General features: G+C 64.2%; 18 protein-coding genes. 8 read left to right on the top strand and 10 right to left on the bottom strand.

The features are described from left to right. Positions 1 to 78: 78 nt before the first annotated feature. The 3 genes from ACVC5H_RS00755 to ACVC5H_RS00745 all read right to left on the bottom strand — a co-directional run bounded on the left by ACVC5H_RS00755 (position 79) and on the right by ACVC5H_RS00745 (position 3,460). Positions 79 to 579, bottom strand: a complete 501-nt coding sequence (locus tag ACVC5H_RS00755) for a hypothetical protein (protein WP_489620533.1) — start codon at positions 577 to 579, stop codon at positions 79 to 81. Further along, the gene (locus tag ACVC5H_RS00750; protein WP_489620532.1) at positions 569 to 2,047 is read right to left on the bottom strand and encodes a HAMP domain-containing sensor histidine kinase; all 1,479 of its coding nucleotides are present in this window, start codon (positions 2,045 to 2,047) and stop codon (positions 569 to 571) included. The genes ACVC5H_RS00755 and ACVC5H_RS00750 overlap by 11 nt, the downstream gene beginning before the upstream one ends. A 168-nt stretch (positions 2,048 to 2,215) precedes the next feature. Beyond that, positions 2,216 to 3,460, bottom strand: coding sequence for a M20/M25/M40 family metallo-hydrolase (locus ACVC5H_RS00745; RefSeq protein ID WP_489620531.1), 1,245 nt, complete (start codon positions 3,458 to 3,460; stop codon positions 2,216 to 2,218). Positions 3,461 to 3,680: 220 nt separating this feature from the next. On the opposite strand from ACVC5H_RS00745, the gene ACVC5H_RS00740 reads away from it, so the two are divergent. Both ACVC5H_RS00740 and ACVC5H_RS00735 read left to right on the top strand, forming a co-directional pair. After that, the gene (locus tag ACVC5H_RS00740; protein WP_489620530.1) at positions 3,681 to 5,108 is read left to right on the top strand and encodes an MFS transporter; all 1,428 of its coding nucleotides are present in this window, start codon (positions 3,681 to 3,683) and stop codon (positions 5,106 to 5,108) included. Between the two features lie 334 nt (positions 5,109 to 5,442). Further along, positions 5,443 to 6,657 (top strand): cyclic di-GMP phosphodiesterase, encoded by a 1,215-nt coding sequence (locus ACVC5H_RS00735; protein WP_489620529.1) that lies wholly within the window; start codon positions 5,443 to 5,445, stop codon positions 6,655 to 6,657. A 71-nt stretch (positions 6,658 to 6,728) separates the two neighbouring features. On the opposite strand, the gene ACVC5H_RS00730 is transcribed toward ACVC5H_RS00735, so the two are convergent. Together ACVC5H_RS00730 and folE are read right to left on the bottom strand one after the other, a co-directional pair. Beyond that, positions 6,729 to 7,154 (bottom strand): BLUF domain-containing protein, encoded by a 426-nt coding sequence (locus ACVC5H_RS00730; protein WP_489620528.1) that lies wholly within the window; start codon positions 7,152 to 7,154, stop codon positions 6,729 to 6,731. A 2-nt stretch (positions 7,155 to 7,156) separates the two neighbouring features. Further along, positions 7,157 to 7,900, bottom strand: coding sequence for a GTP cyclohydrolase I (folE, locus tag ACVC5H_RS00725; RefSeq protein WP_489620527.1), 744 nt, complete (start codon positions 7,898 to 7,900; stop codon positions 7,157 to 7,159). Between the two features lie 422 nt (positions 7,901 to 8,322). Here folE and ACVC5H_RS00720 point away from each other — a divergent pair, with 422 nt between their 5' ends. Continuing rightward, positions 8,323 to 8,988: a flagellar basal body L-ring protein FlgH gene (locus ACVC5H_RS00720; protein WP_489620526.1), complete on the top strand. Its 666-nt coding sequence runs from the start codon at positions 8,323 to 8,325 to the stop codon at positions 8,986 to 8,988. A gap of 81 nt (positions 8,989 to 9,069) precedes the next feature. Here ACVC5H_RS00720 and ACVC5H_RS00715 read toward each other — a convergent pair whose 3' ends face one another. Continuing rightward, positions 9,070 to 9,630 (bottom strand): cell division protein FtsI, encoded by a 561-nt coding sequence (locus tag ACVC5H_RS00715; RefSeq protein WP_489620525.1) that lies wholly within the window; start codon positions 9,628 to 9,630, stop codon positions 9,070 to 9,072. Between the two features lie 246 nt (positions 9,631 to 9,876). Here ACVC5H_RS00715 and ACVC5H_RS00710 point away from each other — a divergent pair, with 246 nt between their 5' ends. Then, the gene (locus ACVC5H_RS00710) at positions 9,877 to 10,320 is read left to right on the top strand and encodes a hypothetical protein (RefSeq protein WP_489620524.1); all 444 of its coding nucleotides are present in this window, start codon (positions 9,877 to 9,879) and stop codon (positions 10,318 to 10,320) included. 15 nt (positions 10,321 to 10,335) lie between these two features. Here the strand turns inward: ACVC5H_RS00710 and ACVC5H_RS00705 are convergent, their stop codons facing one another. After that, positions 10,336 to 11,601 (bottom strand): D-amino acid dehydrogenase, encoded by a 1,266-nt coding sequence (locus tag ACVC5H_RS00705; RefSeq protein ID WP_489620523.1) that lies wholly within the window; start codon positions 11,599 to 11,601, stop codon positions 10,336 to 10,338. Positions 11,602 to 11,662: 61 nt separating this feature from the next. After that, a complete protein-coding gene (locus tag ACVC5H_RS00700; RefSeq protein ID WP_489620522.1) occupies positions 11,663 to 12,466 on the bottom strand; it encodes an SDR family NAD(P)-dependent oxidoreductase in 804 nt (267 codons plus the stop codon). A gap of 344 nt (positions 12,467 to 12,810) precedes the next feature. Here ACVC5H_RS00700 and ACVC5H_RS00695 point away from each other — a divergent pair, with 344 nt between their 5' ends. Continuing rightward, complete coding sequence (locus ACVC5H_RS00695; RefSeq protein WP_489620521.1) at positions 12,811 to 13,476, top strand: amino acid ABC transporter permease; 666 nt, start codon at positions 12,811 to 12,813, stop codon at positions 13,474 to 13,476. Between the two features lie 10 nt (positions 13,477 to 13,486). Further along, positions 13,487 to 14,260, top strand: a complete 774-nt coding sequence (locus ACVC5H_RS00690; RefSeq protein WP_489620520.1) for an amino acid ABC transporter ATP-binding protein — start codon at positions 13,487 to 13,489, stop codon at positions 14,258 to 14,260. A gap of 90 nt (positions 14,261 to 14,350) precedes the next feature. On the opposite strand, the gene ACVC5H_RS00685 is transcribed toward ACVC5H_RS00690, so the two are convergent. Together ACVC5H_RS00685 and ACVC5H_RS00680 are read right to left on the bottom strand one after the other, a co-directional pair. Next, positions 14,351 to 16,153, bottom strand: coding sequence for a flavin-containing monooxygenase (locus ACVC5H_RS00685; protein WP_489620519.1), 1,803 nt, complete (start codon positions 16,151 to 16,153; stop codon positions 14,351 to 14,353). Positions 16,154 to 16,509: 356 nt separating this feature from the next. Next, positions 16,510 to 17,664, bottom strand: a complete 1,155-nt coding sequence (locus tag ACVC5H_RS00680) for a sigma-54-dependent Fis family transcriptional regulator (RefSeq protein WP_489620518.1) — start codon at positions 17,662 to 17,664, stop codon at positions 16,510 to 16,512. A gap of 257 nt (positions 17,665 to 17,921) precedes the next feature. On the opposite strand from ACVC5H_RS00680, the gene ACVC5H_RS00675 reads away from it, so the two are divergent. Both ACVC5H_RS00675 and ACVC5H_RS00670 read left to right on the top strand, forming a co-directional pair. Continuing rightward, positions 17,922 to 18,230, top strand: coding sequence for a hypothetical protein (locus tag ACVC5H_RS00675; RefSeq protein ID WP_489620517.1), 309 nt, complete (start codon positions 17,922 to 17,924; stop codon positions 18,228 to 18,230). Then, positions 18,227 to 18,625 carry a type II toxin-antitoxin system VapC family toxin gene (locus tag ACVC5H_RS00670; RefSeq protein WP_489620516.1) on the top strand — a complete coding sequence of 133 codons (399 nt, stop codon included), beginning with the start codon at positions 18,227 to 18,229 and terminating at the stop codon, positions 18,623 to 18,625. Before ACVC5H_RS00675 ends, ACVC5H_RS00670 begins: the two co-directional genes overlap by 4 nt. The last annotated feature ends 31 nt before the right edge of the window (positions 18,626 to 18,656 follow it).

Here is an 18,656-nt window from a genome sequence, read left to right as displayed (position 1 = left end):
CGGGACTCCAGTTCCGGTAAAGGGAACGGCCCCGACGGGGTGGCGCAGTGCCAAGTCCAGGGTCTTCAGGGACTCAGGTCACTTGCCACCAGCCGGCAGGGTCCGTTCGATGTTCTTGAGTGCCTCGAGCTTGTCGTTGAGCTGATCAACCTTGCGCTGCGCTTCCTTCAGTTGCACCGAGGTCTTCTCGGCACCGTCGGCCACGCGGCGCAGGTCGGAATAATGACCAACCAGCAACTGCACCAGAGGCTTGAGCTTCTCCGCTTCGACGCTGCGATCGGCCATGACGTTCCATAGCTGCGCTTCAGCCTTGGCCAGATCGATGGCATCACGGGTCAAGGACAGCGCCATGGCACGCCGCACGCTGGTGGCCGGACCGGCCGGATAAGTGCTGATCCGGGCCAGTTCGCGGCCCAGCTCAGCTGGCGACATCTTGCGCAGCTGCACGTTGTAGGCCAGCAGCTCGTCGATGTTGCTGGTCGACTGGATCAGTTGCACGGTGGAGGTCGGTGCCGGCTGCTGGGCCGCGCAGGCGGCCAGCAGGACGGAAGCGGCCAGGATCAGGATCTTATTTTTCATCAGGCAACTCGATTCGGAAGTGCGCCCCGCCCTCGCGCGGGACCAGATAGACCTTGCCGCTATGCGCCTGCACGTATTCGCGCACCACGGACAGACCGATGCCATTGCCGCGGCGGGCGCCGGAAGGCTGGTGCAGCCCCTGGTAGAACGGTTCGAAGATGCGCGCAGTATCGGTCGGTGCCACGCCCGGTCCCTGGTCCAGGCATTCCACGCGCACCATGCCGGGCGCATCGCTCAACAGGAAGCGGATGAAACCGCCCTGCGGGCTGAAGCGCACCGCATTGGAGAGTAGATTGGCCAGCACGATGGCCATCTTTTCGGGATCGACCACCACGGTGCGGGCCGCGCCCTCGATCTCCACCTTCAGCTCGCGCGCCATCCACTGCAGACGCTGGTCATCGATCACCTTGTGCAGCAGCGCGCGCAGGTCCACCGGTACCGGATGGATGCGCTGGGCATCGAAGGAGACTTCGTTATAGCGCAGCAGATCCTCGATCTGGGTCTGCAGCGACTGGGTATTCTGGCGCAGGATGCGGGCGATCTCATGCTGGTTGTCGGTGAGCTGGCCGGCCACGCCATCGTCCAGCAGGGCCGCGCCTTCGCACAGGGCGGCCAGCGGGGTCTTCAATTCATGGGACACGTGGCGCAGGAAGCGCGACTTCTCGGCTTCCAGATCGGCCAGGCGCTGGCGCAGCCAGTCCAGCTGCTGGCCCAGGCGGCGGATGTCGGCCGGGCCGCGCACGTCGATGGGCTGGTCAAAACGATTGTCCCCCAGGCGCCCGATGGCCTGCTCCAGCCGCGCCATCGGGCGCGACAGCCACAGGCCGAAGCAGAACGCCAACAGGACGGCCAGCACGATGGCACCCACCACCTGGGCGGTGAGCAGCTGGCGCTGCTGTTCCAGTGCGGCCGACAGGGCGTTGTTGCGGCGATCCACCTCGCGCCGGCTCTCCAGCGCAATCCGCTCGTTGAGCGCGGGCAGGCGCGCAAAGTCCTGGAACAGCCTGGCCTGCTCGCCCTTGTCCTTGCGCGAGTCGGCCTCCAGCACGCCGGCCGCTTCGTCCACGGACACACTCCACTGGCTGAACAGATCGCGCGGCGCCATCGGCAAGGAATCCGACAATTCGCCCAAGGCCTGGCGCGCCTGCTCGCGCGCCTCATTGAAGCGATCACGGAAGGCCGGGTCGTCCAGCACCAGGTACTGGCGCGCACTGCGCTCCATGGCCACGGTACGCTCGGCCAGGCGCTGTGCGGATTCGGTCAGTTGCACCGCCTGGCGCGCGGTCTCGCGGCTGTTGGCCGACATGCGGTCCAGCGTGAACAGGGCGTGGATGGAGGCGCCGCTCAAGAGCGCGGCGATGAGCAGGAAGGCCGCCAGCAGCAATTGCCGGAAAGACAAACCCAGATAGCCGGGCTTGCGGCCGGTCGGCGACTGCGGCGGATGGATGTGCTCGATGGCGTTGAACATGCGATTGATCCCGGTCCCTCAAGACTTTTGCTGCGTTATCCGGGTGGCAGCACAGCCCTCCGGCCCGGAACATGCCGACAGGCAACGTCGGCCACCATGTCGCGGGCACACATTGTAATCATTTGTCGCCTGGGCCGCGATGCGGCCGCAAGCAAGCGGGGCGCAGTCTCAGTCTTGCGGCCCGAGGAAATCCAGCAGCATCAGCGCGACCACCTTGGTGGCCTTCCTGAGGTCGTCCAGGGCCAGGTTCTCGTCGGCCTGCTTGGCGTTGGATTCCATGAGCGTGCGCGGACCGGCACCGAACAGCACCACCGGAATGCCGGCTTCACCATAGAGGCGGGCATCGGTATAGAGCGCCGAGCCATTGGTGGTGAGCGTCTCGCCCATGACCTCCTGCGCATTGCGCAGCAGGCTCTCGACCAGCTTCTCATGGCCCGGCAGCGGGCGCAGCGCGCGCGCCAGCAGCAGGCGGCGGATCTCCACGCGAATGCCCGGCAGGCCGGCCACCGCATCCTCGATCAGCTTGCGCACGCCGGCCTCGACCTGCGCCGGATCTTCTTCGGGAATCATGCGGCGGTCCATCTTCAGCACCACCTTGCCCGGCACCACATTGGTATTGGTGCCGCCATCGATGCGGCCGACGATCATGGTCGGATGGCTGATGCCGGCAATGGCGGAGCGGATCTCCTTCAAGCCCGGCAGCGCGCCATAGATGGCGTTGAGAATGGCGTTGGCCGCCTGCAGGGCATCATGGCCGGTCTCGGGCATGGAGCCGTGGGTGGCGCGGCCGTGCACGGTCACCTCGAACTGCAGGCAGGCGTTGTGCGCGGTCACCACGTTGTAGCTGAAGCCGGCCGCCAGCACGTAGTCGGGACGGGTCAGCTTCTGTTCCAGCAGCCAGCCCGGACCGAGCAGGCCGCCGAATTCCTCGTCATAGGTGAAATGCAGCTCCACCCCGCCGCGCAACGCGGCACCCAGCGATTCCAGCGCACGGGTGGCGAAGATGTAGCTGGCGAAGTCGCTCTTGGAAACGGCCGAGGCACGGCCATAGATGCGGCCATCGGCCACCTCGCCGCCATACGGATCATGGGTCCAGCCTTCGCCCGGGGGCACCACGTCACCGTGGGCATTGAGGGCCAGGGTCGGGCCGCCGTCGCCATACGGACGGCGCACGATCAGGTTGGTGATGCTCTGCATGCCATAGTCGTGCACCTGCGCGGCCGGCACCGCATGCTTCTCGGCCTGCCAGCCCCAGCCCTGCACCAGCTCGGCCACGGCATCGGCGTGCGGAGCGTTGTTGCCTGGCGGAGTGTCAGTAGGGATGCGGATGAGCTGCCGGAGCACGCCGACTTCTTCCTCGAAATGCTGATCGATCCATGCGCACAGGCGCTCCGACAACTGCTGTTTGGACATGCTTGCCACTCCGTGATCAAAAGGCGCCAGCCGCGCTGGCGCAAACCGCCATCATAGCGCAGCCGCCCGGCACGTGGCCGGCTCCTGCGCATGCGGGCGTTCCCCGCTATCATTGCCGGACGCTGCCTTGCCGGGTAGCACGATTGATTCCATGATCCCAACGACAACAAGCGGCGGCGCCACCGGCGGCCTGCCTGCATCGCCAGAACCCAACAACCCCATGTCTTCGCAGCCTTCCTCCCCCGGCGCTTCCAATCCTTCCCATCACATCGTCATCGCCGGCGAGGGCTTGCCGCCCGAGCAACGCGGCCGCGCCATCCTGGCCCTGGGCATCGCGGTCGGCCTGGCCACGCTCGATACCGCCATCGCCAATACCGCCCTGCCCGCCATGGCGCTGGACCTCAATACCACACCGGCCGCCTCGGTCTGGATCGTCACCGCCTATCAACTGGCGATGATGGTCGCGCTGCTGCCGTTGGCGGCGCTGGGCGAGATTGTCGGCTATCGCCGCATCTACATCTGGGGACTGGTGCTCTTCACGGCCGCCTCGCTGCTGTGCGCGGTGGCGTGGTCGCTGCCCACACTGGTGATGGCGCGCTTCCTGCAGGGTCTGGGCGGGGCCGGCATCATGAGCGTGAACACCGCGCTGATCCGCTTCATCTATCCGACCCGCTCGCTGGGACGCGGCGTGGGCTTGAATACCCTGATCGTGGCCATCGCCTTCACGGTCGGCCCGTCGGTGGCTTCCGGCATCCTCGCCATCGCGCCCTGGCCGTGGCTCTTTGCGGTGAACGTACCGCTGGGCGTGGCCGCCGTGATCCTGGCCCTGCCCTCGCTGCCGCACACCGCCCTGTCTTCGCACGCCTTCGATTTGCGCAGCGCCGTACTCAACGCCGCCGCCTTCGGCCTGCTGATCCTGGCCATCGGCGAAGGCGCACACCGCGCCGAAGCCAGCGTGGTCGGACTGGAACTGGCCGCCGCCATCGTCTGCGGGCTGTTCCTGCTCAGGCGCGAACTGTCGCATCCGGCACCGATGCTGCCGGTGGACCTGTTCCGCCATCCCATGTTCACGCTCTCGGCCATCACTGCAGTCTGTTCCTTTGCGGCACAAGGCCTGGCCTTCGTTTCGCTGCCCTTTTTCTTCCACCATGACCTGGGCCGCAGCCAGGTCGAGATCGGCCTGTTGATGACACCCTGGCCGGTCGCCGTGGCCATCATGGCACCGATTGCCGGGCGCCTGTCGGACCGCTATCCCGTCGGCATCCTGGGCGGTGTCGGCCTGGCGCTGCTGTGCGCGGGCCTGCTGTCGATGACCTTCATGCCGGCCGCGCCCAGCGTGTGGGAAATCAGCTGGCGCATGCTGCTCTGTGGCATGGGTTTCGGTTTCTTCCAGTCGCCCAATCTCAAGGCGCTGATGACCAGCGCCCCGCCGCATCGCAGTGGCGGCGCTTCCGGCATCGTGGCCACGGCTCGCCTGCTGGGCCAGAGTGTGGGCGCGGCACTGGTGGCGCTGTGCTTCAACCTGTCCGAGACCCAAGGATCGCGTTTCGCCCTCGGTTTCGGTGCGGCATTTGCCGGGGTGGCCTGCATTGCCAGCTTCCTGCGTTTGCTCACCAGCAATCCCTATGCCCCACCGTTGAAAAAATAAGTTTTTATCACCATTCCTCACAGAGGCCACCGGCCGGATTCTCAGGCGGTGGCTGCCTTTTTCAGCATTTCGTCAGTTTTTCTGACATCCTCTCTTCAAACATTTTTCCCGCGCAAAACTTCAGTAGTAAAAAAGGTAAATTTCCTTGCGCGCACGACGAGCAAGGCGCATAAGCTGATACCCTTCCATTACGATGGATCCGGCAGTTGAGTCAGTTGCACAGGTTGCCACTGCATGTCATCCATCAAGCAAACAGGCGTCCATTTCAATTTCATCCAGGAAATCGAACCGCGTTCAGTAAGCTCACCAGCGACAGGTCCAGCCTGAATTCGATATGTTGAAATCCATCGCCTTGGCCCAATTGCGTTTGGGCATGTATGTGCACTCCATCCCGGGCGGATGGATCAATCACCCGTTCTGGCGCAAATCCTTCAAGATCGACACGCTCGAAGAGCTGCAAACCCTGCGCGAGTGTCCGGTGGAAGAAGTCACCATCGACACCGCCAAGGGCCGCGACATCGCGCCCGAGCATGAAGAGAGCAGCGAAGACGGCCAGCCCCATCCTGGCGTGGAGCTCTCCCCCACCCCCCCGGTGGCCGTGCGCAAGCCCGCCACCCGCACCGAGACTGCGGTGGAGCGCGAGCGTGCCGCGCACATCATCGCGTCGTCCAAGTCCACCGTGCTGACCATGTTTTCCGAAGCGCGCATGGGCAAGGCCATCGACATCAAGGACGCCGCCGACCTGGTGAGCGAGATCACTTCCTCGGTGGCGCGCAATGCCGATGCGCTCATCAGCCTGGCGCGCCTGAAGACCGCCGACGACTACACCTATCTGCATTCGGTCGCGGTGTGCGCCATGATGATCTCGCTGGCCCACCAGCTGGACATGACGCCGGACCAAACCCGGCAGGCCGGCATGGCCGGGCTGCTGCACGACGTGGGCAAGATGGCCGTGCCACTGGACATCCTCAACAAGCCGGCCAAACTGACCGATGAGGAATTCGCCTCGGTGCGCTTGCACACCGTGCACGGCCACGGCATCCTCAGGCAGATCGATGGCATTGGCGACGCGGCGCTGGATGTCTCGCTGCATCATCACGAAAAGATCGACGGCACCGGATATCCCTTCAACCTGAAGGCCGACGGTATTTCCATCATGGCCAAGATGGGCGCGGTGTGCGACGTCTATGACGCCATCACCTCGAACCGTCCCTACAAGGCCGGCTGGGACCCGGCCCGCTCGATCCGCCACATGGCCACCAGTTCCGGCCACTTCGATCCGGTCACCATGGAGGCCTTCGTCAAGGCCATCGGCATCTACCCGACCGGCTCCTGCGTGATCCTGCAATCAGGCCGCCTGGGCGTGGTGGTCGACCAGCGTGCCGACCATCTGCTCACGCCCCGCGTGAAACTGTTCTACTCGACCACCAGCCGCATGCCGCTGAAACCGGAAATCATCGATCTCTCCCACAGTACCGACAAGATCGTGGCCTATGCCGATCCGGCCAAGTGGGGCATCCGCCAACCACCCGGCATCGACCTTCTCTAGGCGAGCACGAAAAAAAAACGGCGCCGCAGGGCGCCGTTGTCGTCTCGCTCAGGCAAGGCCGATGCGTGCCATCAGTCCCGCTGGGCAAAGGCCGCCGTCGAGGCCAGCTCGTTGAGCAGCGCCACCGTGGAGCAGCTGGAAACATCATAGGGATTGAGTTCGCCGGTGGACGAATATTTCAGCAGCAGCGAACGGTTGATCTTGTCCAGCCGGATCTTGCCCATGGTCCAGGACGAATACTGGCGCTCATCGATGGATTCGTAGGCCAGCAGGATCACCTCCTGGTGGCGCTCATCGCGCAGCAGGCGGCCATAGAGGCGATTGACCTGATCGCGCCCGCCCTCGAGCACCTGCACGAAGATGGTATCGCTGTAGCACAGCACGCCGGTGATGCCCTGCTGCGGATTGCGCTGGCGCGAGGCAGCCAGGATGGCCTCGATGGTCTCGTGGGTGATGCTCTCGCGTGCGCGGCTTGCATAGATCAGACGAACCAGCATGATTAACCTCGTTGACGTTGAGAAATCAGTGCCAGGAATTCCCGGCGCAGGTTGGCGTCACGCAGGAAGGAGCCGCGCATGACGCTGTTGATCATCTTCGAATCCACATCCTTGACGCCACGCCAGTGCATGCAGAAGTGATCGGCTTCCATGACGATGGCCAGGCCATCGGGCTGCAGCTTCTGCATCAGCAGGTCGGCCGCCTGGGAGACCGCTTCCTCCTGGATCTGCGGGCGGCTCATGATCCATTCCAGCAGGCGCGCATACTTGGACAGGCCGATCAGGTTGGAATGCTCATTGGGCATCACGCCCACCCAGACCTTGCCCATGATCGGGCACAGGTGGTGCGAGCAGGCGCTGCGTACCGTGATGGGGCCGACGATCATCAGCTCGTTCAGGCGCTCGATGTTGGGAAACTCGGTCACCGGAGGCGGCGCCTGGTAGCGGCCCTTGAAGACTTCGTTCAGGTACATCTTGGCCACGCGCTTGGCGGTGTCCTGGGTATTGTGGTCGCTCTCGACGTCGATCACCAGGCTCTCCAGCACGGCAGCCAGCTTGGACTGCACCTCGGCCTGCAATTGTTCCAGTTCGCCTTCCCTGATGAAGGCCGCGATATTGTCGTTGGCGTGGAAACGCACGCCGGCCGCCTTGATACGCTGGCGGATGCGGGCCGATACCAGCTGGTCATGCACGCTCGGAGCCGCCGCCTCGGAGTTGGTCGCGGCCTGGTTCTTGTCTGTTGCCATGATGGAGTGCGGTCACGCCGGGCGAGACCGCTGAGTTGGGGGTGGCGCCATTATGCCCGGAAAAGCGCCGGGGCACCGGCGCCAGACCCGCGTCAAGCCCGCGTCAAGCCCGCGTCAAGCCCGCGTCAAAACAGGCTCAGGATTTGCTGGTCCGTCAGCATTAAGCCAGGCTAAATGCCATCTCACCCACCATTCACGGCAGCTTAATGATGGCGTGATGGTGCAGCAGGGCCGACATGGCAGGGTCTTTACATCATTAACTGCCGTTGATGATTGTTTGCCGCACTTTACATCGGCCTAACCGCTGCTTACACGCCCTGCCACCATCATCGCTGCACGCGTCGCCCGCGCGTGCTTGCAGCATGCAACAGGGGCGGCGGCACGTGCCGGGCATCCAGCCCGGCCGCCATCGGGGGATTGCCATGACATACCAGTATCGCCTTGCCGGCGCCAGCGCACTGGCCATCTTGCTATCGGCCTGCAGCAGCCCGGATCCCATGGTGGCCGGGCCCACCAGCGTGCGGCCGGCCTATCCGGTGGCCAACGTGGAAAACAACGGCGCCATCTTCCGCGTCTCCAGCGCCCAGCTGTTTGAAGAGCCGACCACCTACAACGTGGGCGACATCATCAAGATCAACATCTCCGAATCCCTCAGCAGCAGCAACAAGGCGGCCACCAACAACAGCCGCGCCAGCACGCTCACGCAGAAGGGACCGGGCACCAGCGCGCCGCTGGGCGGGCTGTTCTCGCCGCTCTATACCGCCGACTATTCGGCTAACGGCAGCAATACCTTCAAGGGTTCCGGCGACAGCAGCAATACCAACACCATGACCGGCACGCTGATGGTCTCCATCGTCGAAGTGCTGCCCAACCGCAACCTGGTGGTGGCCGGCGAAAAGCGCATCGGCATCAATGGCAATGCCAACACCCTGCGCTTCTCGGGCGTGGTGCGCAAGCGTGACATCGTGGGTGGCGTGGTGGATTCGGCCAACGTCGCTGACGCGCGACTGGAACAGGTCGGCGGCGGCGCCGTGGCCGACGCCAACACCGATGGCGGCTTCTTCCGCCGCCTGCTGACCATCTGGTAAGCGGTAAAGCGCTCCCCCGCCCGCTGGCGGGGAGCTACAAAAGACAACGGCAAGCGCGATGCTTGCCGTTTTTCATTGCGTTCATTGCGGCGGAGGCCCGCCCGCGCCGTCGGCCACCACCGGGTTGCCGGGGAACAGCGCATCCACCAGCGGGGCCAGCTTGTCACCCACGGTGGACCACTTGTCCGAGCCGAAGGTGCCCATCTTGTATTGCGCCGTACCCAGCACGCGGCCCTCGCGGCGCAGGGTCAGCGAGGCATAGGTGAGATAGGGGGTGTAGCCATCGCTGAAGACCTTGGTATCCCACTTGACGTAGCCCGTATAGCTCAGCGTCACCGGGCAGGCCAGTGCCTGGGTGCCGGCATCGTAGACCCGGCTTTGTACGCCATGCTTTTGCAACTCGCCCTGCAGGCCGGGCACGAAGTCGCTCAGGGCCACCGATCCATTCCACTCGATGCAGACTTCATGGATCGGGTCCTTGCTGTAGACCACGGGATTGAGGACTGAGCTGGGCGTCATCGCGCGTACGCTGGAGGCAGTGGAGCCGACCAGGCCCACGCTGTCGACCAGCAGATTGCCGGACGTGACGACGCAGCCCGACAGCGTTGAAGCCAGCAAGGTGACGATGATGATGGTGCGCATGATGCTCTCCCCGGGCGCAATCCGTTGGCATGGTCCCCGCGTCAAGCAGGTGGCACGGATCACAGGCTGCCATCATAGCGGCGCGTATTTGCGCAGCACGGCCGTTTTACCTTGATTTACGACAACACTGCACATCCTTAACAGCTGTGTACAAATCCCCGTGGCGGGCTGCCGCGATCAGCTTGCGCAACATCGCAGCCAGTACTGGCACAATAGCCGCCTGGTCCGTTTTGCAAGGAGTCTTCCATGCCCGCTCCCACCGTCCGCGCCCTGCTGGCCACCCTGGCCCTGGGGGGCCTGCTGCAGGCCGCACAGGCCGACACCCTCAAGTCCGAAACCGAAGTACGCGCCCTGGCCGACAAGGTGATGGCCCAGGCCGGTGCCGGCCACACCGATGATGCCTATGGCCTGCTCTCGCCGTATTCGCTGGTGGACATCCGCGCCTTCGAGAGCGCACGCACCGGTGCCCGCAGCGCACGCTCGGCCATCGAAGCGCTGGTCGGCAATTCGGTCGGTTACGAATTCATCCGCTCGGAGAAGGTGGGCGAATCGCTGCTCAAGCTCACCTATATCGAGAAGACCGAACGCCAGGCGATTCCCTGGATGTTCATCTTCTACAAGACTCCCGCCGGCTGGGCGGTGAGCACCTTCAGCAATGGCGCCAACGTGGATGCGCTGTTCGATCGCTGATCAGGCTCACCGCACTCAGAACGACCGTTGCGGCTCCAGGTCAGCGCTCTCGATGGCGCTGGCCGTGCCCGAGATCTTGTCGGCGATGATGGCCGAGGAGCCGCAGGCCGTGGTCCAGCCATTGGAACCATGGCCGGCGTTGAGCCACAGATTGGCATAGCGGGTGGCGCCGATGAGTGGTGCGCCATCCGGTGTCATCGGCCGCAGCCCGGCCCAGTACTCCACCTTGGCCAGGTCGGCGCCCTGTGGATAAAGATTCTTCAGCGACTTCAGGGCGGTGGCGCAATCGCGGGGCGTGACGCGCGTATCCCAACTGCCGATCTCGGCGGTGCCTGCGGCGCGGATATGGTTGCCCATGCGGGTGATGGCAACCTTGTAGTACTCGTCCATGACCCCGCTGCGCGGCGCGCTCTTGGGGTCGGCCACCGGCACGGTGATGGCATAGCCCTTGACCGGATAGATCGGCAGATCCAGCCCGAGCGGTTTGAGCATGGGCACCGAGGCACTGGCGCAGGCGACCACGTAGGCATCGGCACGCAAGGTGCCGGCCTTGGTGCGCAAGCCGCTGACCTGGCCCCCTGCTACCTCGATGGCCTCGACCTCGGTGGACAAGTGGAACTCCACCCCATGCGCCTGCAGCCAGGCCGCCAGCGCACGCGCGAAGAGCGGGCAATTGCCGGTCTCGTCCATGGGCAGCAGCAGGCCACCCTTGAGCTCATGACGTGCCGCATGCAGGCCGGGATCGAAGGCCACGCAGCCGGCCGCATCCAGCAGCTCGAACGGCACCCCGGCTTCGGCCAGCACCTTGGTGGACAAGCCGGCGTTGTCCAGCCCTTCCTGGGTACGGAACAGTTGCAGGTTGCCGCCGGTGGTCTGTTCATAACGGATATCCAGCCGCTCGCGGATCTGCTTCAACTGGCCGTGGCTGTAGCGCGCCAGGCGGCCCATGCGGGCCTTGTTGACGGCGTAGCGCTCGGGCGTGCATTGCGCCAGGAAAGTCTTGAGCCACTTCCACTGATGCGCATCCAGGCGCGGCGTGAAGCGCAGCGCCGCCTCGATCCCCAGCCAGCTCTGCAGCGACCACTTCAGCGACTTGGCCGGCATGCCCGGCGCCGCCCAAGGGGTGGCATAGGAGGGGCAGACGTGGCCGGCATTGCCGACGCTGGTCTCGGCAGCGACCTCGGCGCGGCGCTCCACCACGACCACCTCATGGCCGCGCTCGCGGAGAAAATAAGCAGTGGTGACGCCGACGATGCCGGCGCCCAGCACGATGATGCGCATGGTGTTGTTTCAGCTTCCCGAAAAATGGTAAATGATATAAACGGTTTAAATCTTTTTTTGGTTACAGGGTCAGTCCGCCGTCCACATGCCACACCTGCCCGGTGACGTAGGAAGCGGCCGGACTCAGGAGGAAGGCGATCACGTTGGCGATCTCCTGCGGCTGCCCCAGGCGCTGCAGGGGAATGCGCGCCAGCGCCGCCTGCCACGCAGCCGGATCGATGGCGGACCTGGCCGGGTCGCTTTTCTGAACGTAGCCGGGCGCCACCGCGTTGACCGTCACCCCGGCCGGTGCCACCTGCACCGCCAGCGACTTGACCAGCGCCTCGATGCCCGCCTTGGCCGCGGCCGACGCCGGAAAGCCCGACTCCCCCAGGCGGAACACGTGCGCCACGAAGGAACTCACCGCCACCACGCGGCCCTGGCCGCTGGCCTGCAAGGGTTCGCGGCAGGCCGTCACCAGGCGGAAGAACCCGCTCAGCAAGGCCTCCAGCGAACGCGACCAGTCCGCCTCATCGAGCTCGCCGATGCGCTTGCGGTCGGCAAAGCCGGCATTGGCCACCACGGCATCGAGCCGTCCGTAGTGCGTCAGCGCGGTGTCGCGCAAGTGCGCGGCGGTATGCGGATCGGCCATGTCGCCCAGCGCCAGCGTACAGCGCGCACCCCGCTCGCGGCACTGCTGCGCCACTGCCTGCAGCTCGGGGGATTCACTGCGGGCATGCAGGACCAGGGCGACATCCGGTGCGGCCACGGTGGTAGCCACCGCTGCGCCGATACCGCGCGCGGCTCCGGTGACGAGGATGGAACGGCCATGACCGGGAACGGCAGCGGTAGCGGCGGTGGCAGATGCAGAGGACGAAGGGCTCATGATCCAAGAGAGAAGACGGCGCGTTCCCGCTTACCGGGAATTTGGTTAAAGACTTCACTTGCGCAATCCGCCATTTTAGCCAAAGCCCGCTGCCATGGGGCTTTCCCAGCCGATGAGCTGAAATTTTGTTCAGTGCGTGCTCAAAGCGTCTCCATTACAATGCTCGGGTTCGCGGCATGCCGCAGCGCCCGTTCCGGCCGGCGCGCGGGCAATTCTTCCCCTGTCCCACTCCCTTCCAGAACCAGGCTCGCTTTGCCCTGGGTGAGCAGGGCATGGTTCGTGCATGCACTGCAACACCCCTGCCCTCCCGGGCTCATGAGATTGGCTATCAAGGAAAAACGCAGATGTATCAATGGGACTTCGGCTCGCTCTGGCAATTCAGGAGCATCATAGGAATCGGCTTCGTCTACACGCTCAGCTACACCATCGCCTGCATCGCCCTCGGCCTGCTGGTCGGATTGCTGGTGGGCCTGGGCCGGCTGTCGGCCAATCCCTTGATCTCCGGCCCGCTGCGCGCTTTCGTCGAAGTATTCCGCTGCACACCGGTACTGGTGCAGCTGGTGTGGTTCTACTATGCGCTGCCGGTGCTGCTGGGCATCGAGATGTCGGCCGGCACGGCGGCCATGCTCTCGCTGGCACTCTATGGCGGGGCCTTCTATTCCGAGATCATTCGCGGTGGTATCGTCTCCATCGACGTGGGCCAGTCCGAAGCCGGCTGGGCACTGGGCATGACGCGATTCCAGCTGATGAAGCGCGTGATCCTGCCACAGGCCTTCAAGCGCATGACGCCGCCGCTGGTGAACCAGTCCATCATGCAGTTGAAGAACACCTCGCTGCTGTCGGTGCTGGCCGTGCCCGACCTGCTTTACCAGGGCCAGATCATCGCCCACGAAACCTATCGTCCGCTGGAAATCTACACCCTGGTGGCGGTGATCTATTTCGTGATCCTGCTGCCGGCGACCATCTGGGCCAAGCGCCTGGAAAACCGCCTGTCGGTCCAGCATGGATAAGGAGCACACGATGAACAACCAGACCGCCAACGCGATGATCCAGATCAGCAATCTCAAGAAGGCCTTTGGCGAGCACGTGGTGCTCAAGGACATTTCCATTGCCGTACCCAAGGGCAGTGTGGTGGCCATGATCGGCCCCTCCGGCTCGGGCAAGTCGACCCTGCTGCGCTGCCTGAACCTGCTGACCGTTCCTGACCAGGGCACGGTGCGCATCGGCGAGCGCCATTTCGAATTCCACGGACGCAGCTCGCGCCTGCCCAAGGACCGCGAACTGGCCGCGTTTCGCGCACGCACCGGCATGGTGTTCCAGCACTTCAACCTGTTCCCGCACATGACCGCGCTGGAAAACGTGATGGAAGGCATGGTCACCGTGCTGCGCACGCCCAAGGCCGAAGCCCGCGCCCAGGCCATTGCCCTGCTGCAGAAGGTGGGCCTGGCCGACCGCGCCGACATGTATCCGCAAAAGCTCTCCGGCGGTCAGAAGCAGCGCGTCGCCATCGCCCGCGCGCTGGCCATGCAGCCGGACGTGATGCTGTTCGACGAAGCCACCTCGGCACTGGACCCGGAACTGGTGGGCGAAGTCCTCAACGTCATCCGTAGCCTGGCCGCCGATGGCATGACCATGATCCTGGTCACGCACGAAATCGCCTTCGCCCGGGAAGTGGCGGACCAGGTGGTCTTCATGCGTGATGGCGTGGTGGTCGAAGCCGGACCGCCCTCGCAGGTCATCGACAATCCGCAGGAAGCGGCGACGCAGGCTTTCCTGGCACGCTTCAATGCCTGATCGCTGCAACCGCAAGGCTGCTACCTGAAGAAAAATGGCGCGCAGAGAAATCTGCGCGCCATTTTCATTGGTGGTGACGGCGATGGCCTGTCACTGCAGGTGATGCACCTCCTGCAAGCCATACACCGGCGTGGGGATACCTTCCATGCGCGCCTTCAGTTGCAGCGCCAGGTACAGCGAGTAATGACGCGACTGGTGCAGGTTGCCACCGTGGAACCACAGCGCCTGCTGCTGCGTGGGCTTCCACATGTTGCGCTGCTCGCCCTCCCACGGCCCCGGATCCTTGGTGGTGGCCGATCCCAGGCCCCAGCACTTGCCCACCTTGTCGGCCACCTCCCGCGAGATCAGGTCGGCCGCCCAGCCATTCATCGAACCGTAACCGGTGGCATAGACGATGACATCTGCCGGTAATTCGGTGCCATCCGACAGCACGATGGAATGGGCGCGAATCTCCTTCACATCGACGCCGCTCTTCAAGCGGATCTTGCCCTCGGCAATCAACTCGGAAGCGCCCACGTCGATGTAGTAGCCGGACCCGCGCCGCAGATATTTCATGAAGAGTCCTGAATCGTCATCACCGAAATCGAGCAGGAAGCCGGCCTCTTCCAGGCGCTTGTAGAAGTCCGCATCACGTTCGCGGATCTTGTCGAAGACCTGCTTCTGCATGGCCGGCAAGACCTTGTAGGGAATCGAGGCGAACAGCAGGTCGGCCTTGGCGGTGGTGAGGCCGCTGGCCACGGCGCGTTCGGAATAGAGATCACCCAGCGCCAGTTCCATCAGGGAATCGGACTTGACGATATGGGTGGACGAACGCTGCAGCATGGTCACGTCCACGCCGTTTTCCCACAAGGCAGCGCAGATGTCGTGGGCCGAATTGTTGGAGCCGACCACCACCACCTTCTTGCCGCGATAGCCATCGGGACCGGGATGGCGCGAGGAATGATGCTGCTCGCCCCGGAAATTTTCCGCCCCCGGAAACTTCGGCACATTGGGCTTGCCCGACATGCCCGTGGCCAGCACCAGCTGGGTCGGCTGCAGCACCACTTCCCTGCCCTCGCGCTCGACCACCACAATCCACTTCTGCGTGGCCTCGTCGAAACGGGCGGACTTGCAGAGGGTGGAACCCCAGTAGTTCAGCTCCATCACCTTGGCATACATCTCCAGCCAGTCGCCGATCTTGTCCTTGGGCGCGAATACCGGCCAGTTCTCGGGGAAGGGAATGTAGGGCAGATGGTCGTACCAGACCGGATCATGCAGGCACAGGGACTTGTAGCGCTTGCGCCAGCTGTCGCCGGCGCGCTCGTTGCGTTCGATGATGATGGTGGGCACGCCCAGCTGGCGCAGCCGCGCACCGAGCGCAATGCCGCCCTGGCCGCCGCCGATGATGAGGCAATAGGGTTGCTGCGTCGTGCCCAGTTCGCGCGCCTCGGCTTGGCGCTCCTCCTTCCAGGTGCGGCGATCGGTATGCACGCCATGGACCGCCCCGCGCGGGCGGTTCACGCCCTTGGGTTCCTCGTGGCCCTTCAGTTCGGCGGCCGTGGTCAGCAACGTCCATATCTTGCCCTCGCGCAGGCGGATATAACCCTTGCCGCGCGCGATGGCGGTCTCCAGCAGGATCCAGCCCTGGGTCACGCCATCGGCTTGCGCGGGGGTCTCGTCGGGGTCGAGGCGCAGCTGGATTGATCCCGTGTGTGGCAATTGGGCTTGCAGCATGGCGCTGATCTGGGCGCGGCCCTCAAGGGTCTTGATGTTCCAGGTGAAGGCGATCAGGTCGCGCCAGTAACCGTCTTCCTCGAACAGGGCGGCGGCGCGGGCGGCATGGCCTGCGTGCAATGCGGCTTGCAGGGCATCCAGCGTATGCGCAATGGACTGGCTGGCATTTTCTTCGGGCATGACAAGTCTCCTCTATCTCGACAATAGAACCCATTTCATCAATAGGCGTGAGTGCGAGCGAGTCCCGTTTGGGATGAAGTGCAAGGCGCGAATTTGGGTCAAGACTGGACGTCTTGACCCAAATTCGTAACGCAGCAATTCGCCCAAACGGGCCGCTCCCTCCGGGTTCTGCCCAGAAAGGGCGCTGGCCGCGTTGCGCTCCTTGCGTGTGGCACCGCCACACGACGCGTCGCGCGCCTTGCCAGCGCCCTTTCTGGGCAGAACGCATCTCACGCCTATTTATGAAATGGGTTCTAGATATCGTGGTTGGATGGGGGTTGGCAGCTCTATGGCTGCCTGGGGTCAGGCCTGCGCCGCTAACGTCGGTGCGGCGGCAGGATGCGGTAGCGCGCCATGCGCCGGTACAGCGTGGCGCGTGACATGCCGAGCAACCGGGCGGCGTGCGGGGCACGCCATTTGCATTCGGTCAGCGCGGCCACGATCTGGTCGCGCTCCTGGCGTTCATCGGCCGCGATGGTGCTGGCCGATGCGTCGTGCGCGGCGGGTGTCGCCACGGTTGCATGCGCGCGTGCCGGCCTGACGGCACGCGATACCGGTGCCCTTACACGGCCGTAGAGCGTGGCACCGCCCTGCAGGCGCAGCAGGTGCAATTCCTGCAGGGCGCGGCTGTCGAGCAGGCGTTCGAAGTGCAGGTCGAAGATCTCGCCCAAGGGGCGCGGCAACTGCTGCAGTCCGGGGATGCATTCGCGCGCACGGCGGTTGGCGGCGATGATGTTGCCCAGGGCATCGAAGGCGATCAGGATTTCCGGCTGGGCTTCCACGTAGTGGCGGCTGCGATGCATCAGCAGCACCCAGGCGCAGGCCATGGCGTTGAGGAAGTAGCCGTCCTCGATCAGGGTGGCGCTTTGCTGGACGATGCGATTGACCAGGTTCTGGCTGTCGCGCGCATCCGGCGAGCGGATCGCCGAGGCATCGAGCACGCCGATCAGGTCGCCCGAGGGCGAGAAGATCGGCGCGGCACTGCAGGTCAGCGTGGTGAAGGCGGCACGGAAGTGATCGCTCTTGTGCACCGTGATGGGCAGGGCGTCCTGCAGCACGGCAGCCACACCGCAGGTACCTTCCTCATCCTCGGACCAGCAGGAGCCGAGGTAGAGACCGGCGCGCTTGAAATCCTGGCGGCGGTCACGGTCGACGCGGTAGTCGATGGTGGTGCCACCGGCATTGGTGAGCATGACGCAGTAATCGGCCTCGCGCACGGTCTGGTGCAACACCGACAGGCATTGCCCGGACGCCCGCAGGAAATCCTCCTCACCCTGCTGCACTTCGCGCAATTCGCCCGAGCTCAGCACGCGCGGTCCGCTCATGTCGGCCGGGTCGAGGTGATGCTGGTCCAGCGAGCGCAGGTAGGACGAGCTCAGCCGTTGCAGGTAGGGACTGGCGGCGGCGTCGGGCCGGCCTTCGAGCAGGCGGCGCACGCGTTCGAGATGGCTGACTTTCGCAACGTAGGGCATGGGAACTCCTTACAGAGTCGACACTGCGTGAAGACGATGATGAAGCGATGCGTGACGTTGTAGCACAGCGTGCGCGGCGAGTTGTCCTGCGGCGCAGCATGGGGGGATGGTGAGACGCTTGTCTCATCCCGTGTTGCGTTGGCCGTCCTTGCCGCAAAAAGTCGAGACCGTCCAGCAAAAATCTGCCTTGGCCTCGACTTCGGGCATGGCATCAGGCAAGTTCGCGGTTCTTCCTTTCCCTGTCATGGAGGTCAGTCATGCGTACTGCTGCCGTTGAAACGATCGTGGTCGAGGCCACTTTGTACGAGAAGAAAGTCATCGCCGCCAAGGCGCGCAAGCTGGGGTTGCAGATCTCGGAGCTGATGTGTATGGGTGCCATGAGTTACCACACTGGCGGCAGTCGCAAACAGACTGAAGCGCATCAGCAGTTACCTGCGCCTGGAACTCCCTGCATGCCTTCAACATCGATCCGTGCGCTCAAGGGCGTTGTGGAAACTCCAGCACTTCCCGTCTCGCTTGAGGAGATGGAGCGCGCCATTGCCGGGCAGGGTGGGGACTCGCAATGATCGGATTGGACACCAATGTGCTGGCACGCTACTTTGCCCAAGACCATCCGCAGCAATCGGCACAGGCGACTGTGCTGATCGAATCCTTGAGCCAGGAACATCAGGGCTTTCTCTCACTGGTCGCCCTGGCGGAACTGGTATGGGTACTGCAAGGCGCCTACAAGCTGAGGAAAACGGAGCTGGTCCGCATTCTGCAAGGCCTCCTGCTGGCCCGAGAAATCGTTGTGGAAAACACCGAAAGCGCGCTGCAGGCGCTCCACCGTTTTGCAGAATCGACAGCGGGATTCGCCGATTGCCTGATCGAACGCTGTGGTTACCAGGCCGGATGCAGCGATACGCTGACCTTCGACCGCGATGCCGCCCGTACTGCAGGCATGCGCTTGCTGAACAACTAGGGCCTGTTCACATTAAATCTGCGAGATGCGT

This window comes from Herbaspirillum sp. Her3 (assembly GCF_057961275.1).
Note: the sequence above shows the minus strand (reverse complement) of the source record. Positions and strands in the feature narration are given on the sequence as shown.

Bases quoted from the DNA above. Each gene is read 5' to 3' on its own strand.
- ACVC5H_RS00695 (WP_489620521.1), top strand. From the start codon at position 12,811: ATGTATCAATGGGACTTCGGCTCGCTCTGGCAATTCAGGAGCATCATA.
- ACVC5H_RS00745 (WP_489620531.1), bottom strand. From the start codon at position 3,460: ATGTCCAAACAGCAGTTGTCGGAGCGCCTGTGCGCATGGATCGATCAG.
- ACVC5H_RS00675 (WP_489620517.1), top strand. From the start codon at position 17,922: ATGCGTACTGCTGCCGTTGAAACGATCGTGGTCGAGGCCACTTTGTAC.
- ACVC5H_RS00670 (WP_489620516.1), top strand. From the start codon at position 18,227: ATGATCGGATTGGACACCAATGTGCTGGCACGCTACTTTGCCCAAGAC.
- folE (WP_489620527.1), bottom strand. From the start codon at position 7,900: ATGGCAACAGACAAGAACCAGGCCGCGACCAACTCCGAGGCGGCGGCT.
- ACVC5H_RS00690 (WP_489620520.1), top strand. From the start codon at position 13,487: ATGAACAACCAGACCGCCAACGCGATGATCCAGATCAGCAATCTCAAG.
- ACVC5H_RS00735 (WP_489620529.1), top strand. From the start codon at position 5,443: ATGTTGAAATCCATCGCCTTGGCCCAATTGCGTTTGGGCATGTATGTG.
- ACVC5H_RS00715 (WP_489620525.1), bottom strand. From the start codon at position 9,630: ATGCGCACCATCATCATCGTCACCTTGCTGGCTTCAACGCTGTCGGGC.
- ACVC5H_RS00705 (WP_489620523.1), bottom strand. From the start codon at position 11,601: ATGCGCATCATCGTGCTGGGCGCCGGCATCGTCGGCGTCACCACTGCT.
- ACVC5H_RS00740 (WP_489620530.1), top strand. From the start codon at position 3,681: ATGTCTTCGCAGCCTTCCTCCCCCGGCGCTTCCAATCCTTCCCATCAC.
- ACVC5H_RS00700 (WP_489620522.1), bottom strand. From the start codon at position 12,466: ATGAGCCCTTCGTCCTCTGCATCTGCCACCGCCGCTACCGCTGCCGTT.
- ACVC5H_RS00750 (WP_489620532.1), bottom strand. From the start codon at position 2,047: ATGTTCAACGCCATCGAGCACATCCATCCGCCGCAGTCGCCGACCGGC.
- ACVC5H_RS00710 (WP_489620524.1), top strand. From the start codon at position 9,877: ATGCCCGCTCCCACCGTCCGCGCCCTGCTGGCCACCCTGGCCCTGGGG.
- ACVC5H_RS00755 (WP_489620533.1), bottom strand. From the start codon at position 579: ATGAAAAATAAGATCCTGATCCTGGCCGCTTCCGTCCTGCTGGCCGCC.
- ACVC5H_RS00720 (WP_489620526.1), top strand. From the start codon at position 8,323: ATGACATACCAGTATCGCCTTGCCGGCGCCAGCGCACTGGCCATCTTG.
- ACVC5H_RS00730 (WP_489620528.1), bottom strand. From the start codon at position 7,154: ATGCTGGTTCGTCTGATCTATGCAAGCCGCGCACGCGAGAGCATCACC.
- ACVC5H_RS00680 (WP_489620518.1), bottom strand. From the start codon at position 17,664: ATGCCCTACGTTGCGAAAGTCAGCCATCTCGAACGCGTGCGCCGCCTG.
- ACVC5H_RS00685 (WP_489620519.1), bottom strand. From the start codon at position 16,153: ATGCCCGAAGAAAATGCCAGCCAGTCCATTGCGCATACGCTGGATGCC.